Raw genomic sequence first — 13,713 nt, forward strand, 5'->3', positions numbered from 1 at the left:
TCCGGAAGTCTGATTACGTCGTCTTCGCCATTTGCGCGGCCGGTCTGATCTGTCTTCAGGCGCATTCTTATCCATTGGAGAAACCATGTTTGCAAAGAATCACACCATCGCGAATATCGACCCGGATCTGTGGTCGGCAATTCAAAAGGAAAACCATCGTCAGCAAGAGCACATCGAGCTGATCGCTTCAGAAAACTACACGTCGCCAGCCGTGATGGAAGCGCAAGGTTCGCAACTGACCAACAAATATGCCGAAGGCTATCCGGGCAAGCGCTACTACGGCGGCTGTGAGTTCGTCGATATCGCCGAGCAACTGGCGATTGACCGTCTCAAGCAATTGTTTGGCGCCGAAGCAGCCAACGTGCAACCGAACTCCGGTTCGCAAGCCAATCAGGGCGTGTTCTTCGCCATGCTCAAGCCGGGCGATACCATCATGGGCATGTCGCTGGCTGAAGGCGGTCACCTGACGCACGGCATGGCATTGAACATGTCGGGCAAGTGGTTCAACGTCGTTTCCTACGGCCTGAACGACAAGGAAGAAATCGATTACGACGCGATGGAACGTCTGGCCCGTGAAAAGAAGCCAAAGATGATCATCGCCGGTGCGTCCGCATATGCACTGCGCATCGACTTCGAGCGTTTCGCCAGGATCGCCAAGGAAGTCGGCGCTTATTTCATGGTCGACATGGCGCATTACGCCGGTCTGATCGCTGCCGGTGTGTACCCGAATCCGGTGCCGCACGCCGACTTCGTGACGTCGACTACGCACAAGTCGCTGCGCGGTCCGCGCGGTGGTTTCATCCTGTCCAAGGCAGAGCACGAAAAAGCCATCAACTCGGCCATCTTCCCTGGTATTCAGGGCGGTCCGCTGATGCACGTGATTGCCGGCAAGGCCATCGCTTTCAAGGAAGCACTGTCGCCGGAATTCAAGACCTACCAGCAACAAGTGGTCAAGAATGCCGATGCACTGGCCAAGACCCTGATCGAACGCGGTCTGCGCATTGTTTCCGGTCGTACCGAATCGCACGTGATGCTGGTCGATCTGCGCGCCAAGAAAATTACCGGCAAGGAAGCGGAAGCCATCCTCGGTTCGGCTCACATGACATGCAACAAGAATGCAATCCCGAACGATCCGGAAAAGCCATTCGTGACTTCCGGTATTCGTATCGGCAGCCCGGCCATGACTACCCGTGGTTTCAAGGAAGCCGAAGCAGTCAAGGTGGCGCATCTGATCGCTGACGTGCTGGACAACCCGCACGACGCAGCAACCATCGAACGCGTCAAGGCCGAAGTCAAGAAATTGACCGATGCTTTCCCGGTCTACGCTGCGTAAGATAGTCGTATAGTCATATAAGTGTTTCAGGCACGGCGGCTTCGGGTTGCGCTCGCGAGAGCGTGAGCCGGAGCCGCCGGCACATGGCGACGGACCAGGTTCCGCCGGCAGTGCCGCAGGTGCAGCAAGATGTTTAACCGCTTCATTACAGTCAGTTGCTGCCCGCCATTATGAAATGTCCTTTTTGCAATCATGACGATACCCCGGTGCTGGACACGCGTGTTTCCGAAGAGGGCGACACGATTCGTCGCCGTCGCCGTTGTGCCAACTGCGACAAACGTTTCACGACCTACGAACGCATTGAATTGACGATGCCGGTGATCGTCAAGAAGAATGGCAGCCGTACCGAATTCGATCCGGCCAAGTTGCGCGCCAGCCTGATGCTGGCGTTGCGCAAACGTCCGGTATCTGCCGAAGGCGTCGATGCCGCGATCCAGAGCATTCAGGAAAAACTGCTGTCGAGCGGCGCGCGTGAAGTGCTGTCGGGACATGTCGGCGAACTGGTGATGCGCGAATTGAAGCGCCTCGACAAGATTGCCTATATCCGTTTCGCTTCGGTCTACAAGAGTTTTGAAGATGTTGCCGAGTTTGAAGATGCGATTGCCGAAGTGGGGCAGGAGCGCAAAGGCAAGAAGCGACCCGAGTAATTATTGCGGGATGTCTTGCATGCAGCGGGCCAGCGAGATGCTGGCCTTTTTGTTTGTCATGCGTTTTGCAGCAAACCTGATGCGGATTTCATTCGTGTGATGTGTGTCGGCAGCCGCTGTAAACCGACTGCCAAAACAGAAACGCAAAAACAAAAAAGCGACCACACATCTGTATGGTCGCTTCCAAATTCAGCCCCGCCAATGCCGCTATGCCGGCATCCTGAACCAAACGGTTCAAGGCGGTCACAGTTAGTTCAACTTCGGGTTCATCGGACTAGCGATGATCACACCTGTCAAACAAAATTCCGCAACCTATGCACATAAATGGTTCAAGGAATATATGGCAATCGCGAACACGGCAGGAGATTGAAGTCTACTCCATTCGCCTTCCATGTCAAAGCGTTTAAGAAAAAATATTGGCAGGAATTTGTCTTGACCGGCGGCTGTTTTCATTGCGCCACTATTGCACGCGACATTGACGGTGTCAGGTTTGCCGGTTACGCAAGAATGGCGGACGACAAATCAGAAAAGATTTTCCTGGGGCGTCAGCGCCTGATCCAGAACTGTGTGCATGGCCGCAATATTTTGCTTCCACTCGGCCACCGTCAGTCCGGCAAACGGACCATCGGTCGGTTGCGTCGACAATAACTCTGCAGCGATGCCAAGTGCGGCCATCACGGCAATGCGATCGGTGCCCTTGATCTTGCCGGCGTCACGAATCGCGCACATTTTTTCGTCAAGGTAAGTCACGGCTTGTTGCAAGGTCGCCTGTTCGCCTTCTTTGCAGACCAGCGTATAGGCATGGCCCATGATCATGGCATTGATTTGAATCATGCTGTTTCTTCCTCACTCAAGGTCGGAGCAGGGGCCGCTGCCGGCAGTTGCTGCAGCAACTGCGAAACGCGCTGATGGGCTTCGTCAATGCGCTGTGCCAGGACTGCATTTTCGGTTGTCATGGCCGTCAGTTGAAGACGCAGGTCGGCATTTTCCCGGCGCAGCGATTGCGCCAGCGCGGCAAGTTGTTCGACTTTATCTGATAGTTGGTGAAATTCTGAGCTCATGGGCTGAGGTGGTCTCGCAAAAGATGAGCGTCATTATATTCTGTTGGGCGCAAGAAGCAGTATAAATGCGGACTTGCTTGCAGACTGTTACAGAATCGGCAGCGTATTTCGGGCCGATTTCGCGGGAAGTTTTCTTTTTGGCAATGTTATTTCTCGCTCAGTGCGCATTTGCGCGTGCCGTGTCTCTGTTCTTTGCGGCATTGATATCCCCGGGCAATTCGATTCTTCCCGCATGAGCCGCGCTTCCTTGATCCATGTCAACACGCTTGCCAGCGCGATCACTTAATCTTTGCAGGTCAATATTTTTTCGTCGAAATCCGGGAGCTGCGGTATGTCCGTTTCTTACATGCAGGACCTGCCATCATCGCAACTGGAGATGAGCAAAGGCCTGTTGCGCAAAATGAGCCAGTTCGGCCCGCGCTATACGTCCTACCCCACTGCGGATCGCTTCAGCGATCAATTCCGCGCTGATGCCTATCTGGAAGCTGTTGCGCACCGGCGCGAGATGGGCGCGCGGCGCGCGCTGTCGATTTATCTGCATATTCCGTTTTGCGATACCGTTTGCTATTACTGTGCCTGCAACAAGGTAGTGACACGCGACCGCAGCAAGGCGGTACGCTATCTGGAATATCTCAAACGCGAGATCAGCATGCAAGCCAAGCTGTTTGCCGGTATGAGCCAGGTTGAGCAAGTGCATTTGGGTGGTGGCTCGCCAACATATTTTTCCGACGCCCAGATGGGCGAGCTGATGACGCATCTGCGGCAGTCATTTCAACTGGCTGAAGACAGCGTCGGTGAGTATGCCATCGAAGTTGATCCGCGCACGGTATCGGCCGAACGCATTCATCAGTTGCGTGGCCAGGGTTTCAACCGTCTGAGTCTCGGCGTGCAGGATTTCGACGACACCGTGCAACTGGCAGTGAACCGCATACAGCCGCAGGCGCAGACGCTGGAAATCATCGCTGCCGCGCGTGATGCCGGATTCCGTTCAGTCAGTATCGATCTGATTTACGGCTTGCCGAAACAGACCGTCATGACCATGGCGCGCACGCTGGCCAAAGTGATCGACGCTAACCCGGATCGCATCGCCATCTATAACTACGCGCATTTGCCGCATCTGTTCAAGCCGCAGCGTCGCATCGATGAAGCCGACTTGCCGAATGCCGAGAGCAAACTTGATATGCTGTTCCTTTGCATCAACCGGCTGACTGCCGCCGGTTATGTGTATATCGGCATGGATCACTTCGCGCGGCCCCAGGATGATCTGGCGATAGCGCAGCGGCAGGGCCGCTTGCATCGCAACTTTCAGGGGTATTCGACGCATGCGGAAACCGATCTGATTGCCTGCGGCATTTCGGCCATCAGCGCTGTCGGCGGCAGTTACAGCCAGAACGAGAAAACGCTGGATGCCTATTACGAACGGATCGAGCAACAGCAACTGCCGGTGGCACGCGGCATTCGTCTGGACATGGATGACTTGCTGCGACGGACCGTGATTCAGCGTTTGATGTGCAATTTTGAATTGTCGATGCCATCGCTGGAAATTGCCTATCCGATTGTTTTCGCGGATTACTTCGCCAATGAACTGGCGCAACTGAAAACCTTCGAAGCCGATGGCCTGCTTGCCATCGACCACGAATGGATCGTGGTCAAGCCGGCCGGACGTCTGTTGATTCGCAATATCTGCATGGTGTTCGACCAGTATTTGCGCACACCCGGCGGCACCGCGCGTTACTCACGCACGATATGACGCATTGCGCGCCGCAGTCCACACTCAACCTTCATGAGGCCGTCCGCCCATGAATCTGCTTCCGGTATTCATCGTCGGCTTGCTGGGCAGCGTGCACTGCATCGGCATGTGCGGCGGCATCGTCAGTGCGCTGTCGGCAGCGGACGGGCCACGCAAACCATTTCCGGTGCCGGTGCGCACAGTCACGGCCAGCGTGATCGATAGTAAAAAAATCCTTGCTTACAATACCGGCCGCATCGCCAGTTACGCGACGGCCGGTGCCTTGGCCGGCGGACTGGTGGAAGGCGCGCGCTGGTTCAGTGTGCTGACGCAGGTACAGATGTTGAGTTATTGGCTGGTCAATCTGATGCTGGTGGCGCTCGGCTTGTCGCTGATGAATGTCTGGCACGGGCTGGCGCAGGTTGAAGTATTGGGGCAGGGTTTGTGGCGTCGTCTGCAAAAACCGGCGCGCCGCTTATTGCCGATGGATACCTCGCTCAAGGCGCTGGCGCTCGGCGGTATCTGGGGCTGGCTGCCGTGCGGCATGGTGTACAGCGTGCTGGTAACGGCAATGTTCAGCGGCAGTGCCGTATCCGGTGCAGCGGTGATGCTGGCATTTGGTCTCGGCACCTTGCCGACCTTGCTGTTGATCGGCATGTTTGGCATGCGGGTACGGCAGTGGAGCGCCAACCGCAATGTGCGGCTGGCGGCCGGGCTGGTGGTGTTGAGCTTCGGCTTACTGGGAATTGCGCGTGCAGTCAATGGCGCGCCATCGGCATGGCTTGACGCATTTTGCATTACGCCGCTGCATGCCAGCGCGCCGCAATGGTTCGATCGGGAGCGGCCATGAGTTCGCACGCCGACGACATCGCATGCTTTCACTGCGGCCAGGCGTTGCCGGCTGCTGCCGCTGACGGTCGCTGGGCGGTCACATTGGGCAGCACATCGCACCCGATGTGTTGTCCCGGTTGCCAATCGGTAGCACAAGCGATCATCTCCAGCGGCAACGCCGCCTACTACGAAAACCGCACCGAATTGCCGGCCCGCGCCGATGGCGCAGAGTTGGTGCCGCCGGAACTGGAAATGATTGCGCGCATGGAAGCGCAAGGCGAATTTGCTGCCGGCGCTGCGCGGGACGGTGACAGTGAAGCCCTGTTGTCACTGGATGGCATCCGCTGCGCGGCCTGCGTCTGGCTGATCGAGCGTCATGTCGGACGGATGCCGGGTGTGGTATCGGCCCAGCTCAATGTATCGACGGAAAGACTGGCGCTGCGCTGGAACAAAGATCAGTGTTCCCTGCGCAGCATCTTGCAAGCCCTGCGCACAATCGGTTATCAAGCCTATCCGTTCGATGCGGCGCGCCAGCAAGCGCAGCGCCGGCGGGACCGGCATACCTTGTTTCGCCAACTGTTCGTTGCCGGGCTCAGCATGATGCAAGTCATGATGTATGCGATTCCGGTGTATATGGCAGGCGCCGGTGACATCGAAGCCGACATGCATGCGCTGATGCGCTGGGCCAGTCTGTTTCTGACCTTGCCGGCAGTCGCATATTCGGCCTTGCCGTTTTTCAAAGGCGCCTGGCGCGATCTCAGGGCCGGCAGCGCCGGCATGGATGTGCCAGTGGCGTTGGGGATTGCAGTCGGCTTTGTGGCGAGCGTGATTGCTACGGTGCGCGATGTCGGCGACGTGTATTTCGATACCGTCACCATGTTTATCTTTTTGCTGTTGTGCAGCCGCTATCTGGAACTGGCGGCGCGTCGCAAATCGGCGGCAACGCTGGAACGCATGCATCAGGCTTTTCCTGCTTCGGCTCAGCGCCTGACTGCGTATCCGCAGAGTCGCGCCACGGAAGTGCTGGCTTCCTCGCAACTCCAGATCGGTGACATGATTCTGGTGCGTCCGGGCGAGGCGGTAGCGGCAGATGCGGTGGTGGCGGAAGGCGAATCGAATATCGATCTGTCCTTGTTGAGTGGCGAAAGCCGGCCTGCTGCCTGTGTTGTCGGCAGCCTGGTGCCAGGCGGCGCGGTCAATCTGTCGCAGCCGCTGGTGTTGCAGGTACAACGGGAAAGCAGTGCCAGTACGCTGGCGGTACTGGCCTTGCTGGCGCAACAAGCGGGTGCAGGCAAACCGGAAATTGCGCGCCGCGCCGACCGCTTTGCCGCCAGTTTCGTCAAGGTGTTGCTGCTGTTGGTATTCGCCACGTTCTGTTTCTGGCAATGGTACGACCCGTCGCGCGCCTGGCTGATTGCGGTGGCGGTACTGGTGGTGTCATGTCCGTGTGCCTTGTCGCTGGCGACGCCATCGGCGCTGGCAGCGACCACCGACAGACTGCTGCGTGAAGGCGTATTGGTTGCCGGCGCACATGTTCTGGAAACCCTGCACCGCGCCAGTGTCATTGTATTCGACAAGACCGGCACACTGACGCGCGGACGACCCGTGTTACTGCATTGCGCCACGGTGGCCGCCGCCGGCAACGGCATGGACGCCGCTACCTGTATCCGCATTGCGGCGGCGATGGAAGCATCCAGTACCCATCCACTGGGCCAGGCGCTGATCGCTGCCGCTCAGGCTTCGTCCGGTGCCGCAGCGAGTACCGTGCAGGTCCGTGCCGAATGCGCCACGCCGGGTGCCGGACTGGCAGCGCAGGTGGAGGGCATATCGTACCGGCTCGGTACCCGCGATTTTGTGCAAGGTTTGTGTCGCGCCCCGTTGCCGCAGGCATTGAACAACGACGGCAGCAGCGCGGCGACCCAAGTCTATCTGGGCAATGAGCATGGCTGGCAGGCGCGTTTCGATATTGCAGACGCCTTGCGCCCCGATGCCGCTGCCACGGTGCAGTGGTTTCAACAGCATGGCAAGCAAGTGATCTTGCTCAGCGGAGACCGGCAGGCAGTGGTCGATGTCGTCGCGCGTCGTCTGGGTATCGGGCATGCCATTGGTGAGCGCTTGCCGCAGGGCAAGCTGGAATTCGTACGGCATTTGCAACAGAACGGCGAAGTGGTGGCGATGATTGGCGACGGCATCAATGACGCGGCAGTGCTGCGTGCCGCAGATGTGTCGTTTGCCATGGGGGCCGGTGCGGCCTTGGCGCAAGCCCATGCAGACGTGGTCTTGCTCAAGGATCAGTTGTCGGCATTTGCCGAAACTGCCGCTGCGGCCAGCCGTACCATGCGCGTGATGCGCCAGAATCTGGCCTGGGCCACGCTGTACAACGTGGTGGCGATTCCGGCCGCTGCGATGGGTTTGATCGATCCGTGGTTATGCGCGGTCGGCATGTCTGCCAGTTCCGCCATCGTGGTTTGCAACGCACTGCGCCTGCGCGGTCGCGGACGTACGCGGACTTTTTTCACCACCGCTGCGGCGGATCAGACCAGGGAGCCGCATGGAAGCGCTGTATCTGCTCATTCCGCTTAGCACGCTGGCGGTATTCTTCGCGCTGTGGATTTTCTTTCGCGCCTCCGACAGTGGTCAGTTCGACGATATGGTCGGTCCGGCCATGCGCATTCTGCATGACGACGACAATGTGGTTGCAGCGGCGCCTGAAACTCCGGTCGACGGCAGTGTCGATCAGGCGGCGCGCGTGCCCCACGAACAACAATTGTCGTGATTTTTTCTGCAGTTTGGCGCGCGCTTGATTCACATCAAGGATCGCCAACCGCTTAAGAACTAAGCTTGGTCCACTATCGGATACAAGGGGCTCTTAGGTGGACAAAGCACTTTTCTACAATTACAAGGTGGTCCGGCAATTTGCCGTGGCCACTATCTTCTGGGGCGTGGTGGGAATGTTGGTGGGGGTGTTCATTGCGGCGCAGCTGGCCTGGCCGCAACTGAACTTCGACATCGCGTGGCTCAGTTTCGGCCGTCTGCGTCCGCTGCATACCAATGCGGTGATCTTTGCCTTCGGTGGCAGCGCGCTGATCGCAACGTCGTATTACGTGGTGCAACGCACCTGCCAGGTACGGCTGTTCTCGGATCAGCTGGCCGCATTCACATTCTGGGGCTGGCAACTGGTGATCGTGCTGGCAGCGATTACGTTGCCGCTCGGGTATACCCGTGGCAAGGAATATGCTGAGTTGGAGTGGCCGATTGCAATCTTGCTGGCAGTGGTGTGGGTCGCGTATGCGATTGTATTTTTCGGCACGCTGCTCAAGCGCAAGGTGCCGCACATCTATGTCGCCAACTGGTTTTATGGCGCCTTCATTCTGGCCGTCGCCATTCTGCATATCGTCAACGGTGCGGTCATGCCGGCCACGCTGACCAAATCGTATTCCGCCTACAGCGGTGTGCAAGACGCCATGATCCAGTGGTGGTACGGGCATAATGCGGTCGGCTTTTTTCTCACCGCCGGTTTCCTCGGCATGATGTATTACTTCATCCCCAAGCAGGCTGAACGTCCGGTGTATTCCTATCGGTTGTCGATCGTCCACTTTTGGGCGCTGATCTTCACCTATATGTGGGCCGGTCCGCATCACCTGCATTACACCGCATTGCCGGACTGGACCCAGTCGCTGGGCATGGTGTTCTCGCTGATTCTGCTGGCGCCATCGTGGGGCGGCATGATCAACGGCATGATGACGCTGTCGGGGGCATGGCACAAATTGCGCACGGATCCGATTCTGAAATTCCTGGTAGTGTCGCTGTCGTTCTACGGCATGGCGACCTTCGAAGGTCCAATGATGGCGATCAAGACCGTGAATGCCTTGTCGCATTACACCGACTGGACCATCGGCCACGTTCACTCCGGCGCTCTGGGCTGGGTCGGCTTCATCACCATGGGCTCGATGTATTACCTGATTCCGCGCTTGGCCGGCAAGACCCAGATGTGGAGCAAAGACATGATCGAAGTCCATTTCTGGATGGCGACCATCGGCATCGTGTTGTACATCGCTGCAATGTGGATTGCCGGCGTGATGCAAGGTCTGATGTGGCGCGCCGTCAACAGCGACGGTACCCTGACTTACTCCTTCGTGGAAAGCGTCAAGGCCACTTATCCCTACTATGTGATCCGTTTCCTTGGCGGCGGACTGTACCTGAGCGGCATGTTGCTGATGGCATTCAATGTGTTCAAGACCATGCAAGGCGGCCGTCTGGTGGAAGCCAGAATCCCCGCCATGCGCGATGCACATGCCAAACCAGCACAGGCATTCAATGATTCCGGAGCAATTGCATGAAATTTACCCACGAACGGATTGAAAAGAGTCCCTGGTTGCTGATCGCGCTGGTGGTACTGGTTGTCAGTGTCGGCGGCCTGGCTGAAATCGTGCCGTTGTTTTTCCAGAAGTCGACCACGGAACCGATTGACGGCCTCAAGCCCTATTCACCATTGCGTCTGGCCGGGCGTGACATTTATGTGCGGGAAGGTTGCTACAACTGCCACTCGCAAATGATTCGCCCGTTCCGGGCCGAGACCGAACGTTATGGACATTACTCGGTGGCGGGTGAGTCGGTGTATGACCGCCCGTTCCAATGGGGATCGAAACGCACCGGGCCTGATCTGGCACGTGTCGGCGGTCGCTACAGCGACGAGTGGCATCGCGCCCATTTGAATAATCCGCGCGATGTGGTGCCGGAATCCAACATGCCGGGTTATCCGTGGCTGGCCACGCGCCGTCTCAATCCGCAAGAGATCGTGCCGCGCCTGCGCGCCTTGCAACGGCTGGGCGATCCGTACAGCGATGCGGAAATTGCTGCTGCGCCGGCGGCACTGGAAGGCAAGACCGAGCAGGATGCGCTGATCGCGTACCTGCAAGAAATGGGCACATTGATCAAGGCGGAGAGGTAATCATGCGGTTAATCGAATTTCTGACAGATGTGCGCAGCCTGGTCACGCTCATCAGCTTTATCACCTTCGTTGGTATCCTGTGGTGGACGTATGTCACCCGTGGCGCGCACGATTTTGACCGCGCTGCGATGTTGCCGTTTGATGATGAACCGGAAGTCGTGCCAGGTGCCGCTTCCATTTCTGCGGAGCGTCATCATGGCTGACTTTACCAGCGGTTTCTGGGATGGCTTCATCATTGTCCTGACGGTACTCGGCATCGTCGGCTGCGGCTTGCTATTGTGGTCGCAATCGACCAGTACCGTGCGCCGGACTGCCGACGGCAAAATTGATCCGAGTACCGGTCATATCTGGGACGAGGATCTGGCAGAACTGAACAATCCGTTGCCACGCTGGTGGATGTGGCTGTTCTATCTCACCATCGTGTTTTCGGTCGGTTACCTGGTGCTGTATCCGGGACTGGGTTCGTATGCCGGCAAACTCAGCTGGGCCTCCACCGGTGAGTACAAGGAAGAGCTGAAAGCCGCCGATGCCCAATACGGTCCGCTGTTTGCGCAATACATGCAGCAGGATTTGAAAACCGTGGCCGCCGATCCGCAGGCGCACGCCATCGGTCAGCGCCTGTTCCTGACCTATTGCGCGCAATGCCATGGCTCGGATGCGCGCGGCAGCAAAGGTTTTCCGAATCTGACTGATAACGACTGGCTGCACGGCGGCACACCCGAAATCATCAAGACCACCATCATGGAAGGCCGTCATGGCGTGATGCCGCCAATGGGCGCGGCAGTCGGTTCGGATGATGATGTCAAGAACGTGGCGCACTATGTGCTGAGTTTGTCCGGTTCCAGCCATGATCCGATCAAGGCGGTATTCGGCAAGTCGAAGTTCGGCGCCTGCATGGCGTGTCATGGTCCCGGCGGTACCGGCAATCAGGCCTTGGGCGCCCCCAATCTGACCGACAAGATCTGGCTCTACGGCGGTGGTGTTGACACCATCATGGAAACCATCCGCAAGGGTCGCGACAACACCATGCCGGCATTCAAGGACTTCCTCGGTGAGCCGAAGGTGCATGTGCTGGCGGCGTATGTCTGGAGTCTGTCGAATACTGACAGCGGCTTCAACAGCAAGACCGGTGAATATGAAAAGAGATGACACGACGGTCGCCGGCAGCAATGCCGGCGGCGATGACGATGTACAAGTCATCAAGATGTATGCGGCCCGCGAAGAAATCTATTCGCGCCAGATCGATGGCCGCTACACGCGTCTGCGCTGGTTGTTTGTCTGGCTGACCCAGTTGTTGTTTTACGGTTTGCCGTGGCTGAACTGGAACGGCCGTCAGGCAGTATTGTTTGATCTGGCGGCGCGCAAGTTTTATCTGTTCGGGCTGGTGCTGTGGCCGCAGGATTTCATTTATCTGGCGGGCTTGCTGATCATCTGCGCATTCGCCTTGTTTTTGTTTACCGCTGTCGCCGGCCGGGTCTGGTGTGGCTACGCTTGTCCGCAAACGGTCTATACCGAAATCTTCATGTGGATCGAGCATCGCATTGAAGGCACCCGCAGCGCCCGCATGCGTCGCGACCGCCAGTCATGGACGCTGTCCAAGCTGGCGCGCAAGTTTGCCAAGCATCTGGTGTGGGGCGCGCTGGCGCTGTGGACCGGTTTCAGTTTCGTCGGCTACTTTTCGCCGATACACACCTTGTGGAGCGATGTCATCAGCTGGTCGCTCGGACCCTGGGAATCGTTCTGGATCGTGTTCTATGCGATTGCCACCTATGGCAATGCCGGCTGGATGCGCGAGCAGGTATGCAAGTACATGTGTCCCTATGCGCGTTTTCAGAGCGCCATGTTCGACCGCGATTCGCTGATCATCACCTATGACGCCGAGCGCGGTGAACAACGCGGACCGGTCGGCAAGGCCAGCGGCGATTGCATCGACTGCACCCTGTGCGTGCAAGTGTGTCCGACCGGGATCGATATCCGCGACGGCTTGCAATACATGTGTATTGGTTGCGCCGCCTGCGTCGATGCCTGCAATTCGGTGATGAAAAAAATCGGACGCGCACCGGGGTTGGTGCGCTATGCCACCGAAAATGCGATGAAGGAAAAACTGTCGATGGCAGAAATCCGGCGCCGCATCTTCCGTCCGCGGGTGGTGATCTACACGCTCGTCATGTGGCTGATCCTGATTGCATTTTTCGGCACGCTGCTGTTTCGCATACCGCTCAAGCTTGATGTGATTCGTGATCGCGGCGTGATGGGGCGGGAAGTCGAAGACGGCATCATCGAAAATGTCTACCGCTTGCAAATCATCAACACCGACGAAGCAGCGCATCGATATCGTATTCGCGTCAGCGGCGTCGATGGCATTGCACTGGCCAGTCCGGAAGTGGTTGAGGTGGCTGCGACTGAAACGCTGGCATTGCCGGTGCGTGTCAGAGTGCCGCCAGGTATCGGTCATCCCGGTTCCAACAAGATCGTGTTCGATTTGCAGTCGCTGGACAATGAGCGTTACAAGGCTTCTGAAAAAGCCGCCTTTTATATTCCGCGCTAAGCCTTCGGGTTTAGCGCTCATCAGCCGGATATCTATCATGCCCGCACACGTTTTGTCTTCATCCCGCAAGCCCGCTTCAACGCCGTGGTATCGCCAGTGCTGGCCGTGGCTGCTGATGCTGGGACCGGCCGTGGTGGTAGTGGCCGGCACCTATACCGGTTGGCTGGCGTTCAGCCGGCCCGACGCCTTGGTGGTGGATGATTATTACAAGGAAGGCAAGGCCATCAATCTTGATTTGCGTCGCGACCGCGAAGCTTCGCGGCAAGGCATCACGGTCGGGTTGAATTACGACGCCGGCAGTGGCAAGCTCAACGGCATCGTGCACAGCAAGCCGACGGCGGCGACTGGAAATTCAACGTTGCCGCGAGCGGTGGAGTTGCAGTTGTTGCACCCGACATTGCCTGAAAAGGATATCCGCCTGATTGTTTACCCGATGGCAGACGGCCGTTTCAGTGTGCCGGTGCCTGCACTGGATCACGCACGCTGGCGGGTACTGATTGAAGATGGAAAACGTAATTGGCGTTTGCACGGCAATCTGGCATTGCCCGCGCAAACGCAGATCAACCTGAAAGCGCAAGACTGGAGTGCCGCCGACGATTGACGGCGGTGGGCG

14 protein-coding genes and 1 other RNA gene are annotated in these 13,713 nt (G+C 57.8%); 12 read left to right on the forward strand and 3 right to left on the reverse strand.

Going from position 1 to position 13,713, the window contains the following annotated elements:
* Positions 1–85: 85 nt before the first annotated feature.
* A complete protein-coding gene (glyA, locus tag AKL27_RS16115; protein WP_050463875.1) occupies positions 86–1,333 on the forward strand; it encodes a serine hydroxymethyltransferase in 1,248 nt (415 codons plus the stop codon).
* A gap of 170 nt (positions 1,334–1,503) precedes the next feature.
* The gene (gene nrdR, locus AKL27_RS16120) at positions 1,504–1,980 is read left to right on the forward strand and encodes a transcriptional regulator NrdR (RefSeq protein ID WP_050463935.1); all 477 of its coding nucleotides are present in this window, start codon (positions 1,504–1,506) and stop codon (positions 1,978–1,980) included.
* Between the two features lie 188 nt (positions 1,981–2,168).
* Here nrdR and ssrS read toward each other — a convergent pair.
* The 3 genes from ssrS to AKL27_RS16130 all read right to left on the reverse strand — a co-directional run bounded on the left by ssrS (position 2,169) and on the right by AKL27_RS16130 (position 3,041).
* A non-coding RNA gene (gene ssrS / locus AKL27_RS27225) (6S RNA) lies at positions 2,169–2,348 on the reverse strand.
* A 154-nt stretch (positions 2,349–2,502) separates the two neighbouring features.
* Entirely contained in the window at positions 2,503–2,814 is a 312-nt protein-coding gene (locus AKL27_RS16125) for a cell division protein ZapA (RefSeq protein WP_050463876.1), read from the reverse strand.
* A complete protein-coding gene (locus AKL27_RS16130) occupies positions 2,811–3,041 on the reverse strand; it encodes a BRLZ domain containing protein (RefSeq protein ID WP_050463877.1) in 231 nt (76 codons plus the stop codon). Before AKL27_RS16130 ends, AKL27_RS16125 begins: the two co-directional genes overlap by 4 nt.
* 331 nt (positions 3,042–3,372) lie before the next feature.
* Here AKL27_RS16130 and hemN point away from each other — a divergent pair, with 331 nt between their 5' ends.
* From hemN to AKL27_RS16180, 10 genes are all read left to right on the forward strand, one after another.
* A complete protein-coding gene (hemN, locus tag AKL27_RS16135) occupies positions 3,373–4,791 on the forward strand; it encodes an oxygen-independent coproporphyrinogen III oxidase (protein ID WP_050463878.1) in 1,419 nt (472 codons plus the stop codon).
* A 49-nt stretch (positions 4,792–4,840) separates the two neighbouring features.
* Positions 4,841–5,620 (forward strand): sulfite exporter TauE/SafE family protein, encoded by a 780-nt coding sequence (locus AKL27_RS16140; protein ID WP_050463879.1) that lies wholly within the window; start codon positions 4,841–4,843, stop codon positions 5,618–5,620.
* A complete protein-coding gene (locus tag AKL27_RS16145) occupies positions 5,617–8,184 on the forward strand; it encodes a heavy metal translocating P-type ATPase (RefSeq protein ID WP_083439094.1) in 2,568 nt (855 codons plus the stop codon). The genes AKL27_RS16140 and AKL27_RS16145 overlap by 4 nt, the downstream gene beginning before the upstream one ends.
* Entirely contained in the window at positions 8,153–8,377 is a 225-nt protein-coding gene (gene ccoS, locus AKL27_RS16150) for a cbb3-type cytochrome oxidase assembly protein CcoS (RefSeq protein WP_050463880.1), read from the forward strand. The genes AKL27_RS16145 and ccoS overlap by 32 nt, the downstream gene beginning before the upstream one ends.
* Positions 8,378–8,474: 97 nt before the next feature.
* Positions 8,475–9,941, forward strand: coding sequence for a cytochrome-c oxidase, cbb3-type subunit I (ccoN, locus tag AKL27_RS16155; RefSeq protein ID WP_050463881.1), 1,467 nt, complete (start codon positions 8,475–8,477; stop codon positions 9,939–9,941).
* Positions 9,938–10,552 carry a cytochrome-c oxidase, cbb3-type subunit II gene (gene ccoO / locus AKL27_RS16160; RefSeq protein WP_050463882.1) on the forward strand — a complete coding sequence of 205 codons (615 nt, stop codon included), beginning with the start codon at positions 9,938–9,940 and terminating at the stop codon, positions 10,550–10,552. Before ccoN ends, ccoO begins: the two co-directional genes overlap by 4 nt.
* A gap of 2 nt (positions 10,553–10,554) precedes the next feature.
* Complete coding sequence (locus AKL27_RS16165; protein WP_050463883.1) at positions 10,555–10,755, forward strand: cbb3-type cytochrome oxidase subunit 3; 201 nt, start codon at positions 10,555–10,557, stop codon at positions 10,753–10,755.
* Positions 10,748–11,701, forward strand: a complete 954-nt coding sequence (gene ccoP / locus AKL27_RS16170) for a cytochrome-c oxidase, cbb3-type subunit III (protein ID WP_050463884.1) — start codon at positions 10,748–10,750, stop codon at positions 11,699–11,701. Before AKL27_RS16165 ends, ccoP begins: the two co-directional genes overlap by 8 nt.
* Positions 11,688–13,100 (forward strand): cytochrome c oxidase accessory protein CcoG, encoded by a 1,413-nt coding sequence (gene ccoG / locus AKL27_RS16175; RefSeq protein WP_050463885.1) that lies wholly within the window; start codon positions 11,688–11,690, stop codon positions 13,098–13,100. Before ccoP ends, ccoG begins: the two co-directional genes overlap by 14 nt.
* A 37-nt stretch (positions 13,101–13,137) precedes the next feature.
* Positions 13,138–13,701, forward strand: coding sequence for a FixH family protein (locus AKL27_RS16180; protein WP_050463886.1), 564 nt, complete (start codon positions 13,138–13,140; stop codon positions 13,699–13,701).
* Positions 13,702–13,713 lie beyond the last annotated feature (12 nt).

The sequence above is a fragment of the Herbaspirillum autotrophicum genome, from assembly GCF_001189915.1.
GTDB classification, from domain to species: Bacteria; Pseudomonadota; Gammaproteobacteria; order Burkholderiales; family Burkholderiaceae_D; genus Herbaspirillum; species Herbaspirillum autotrophicum.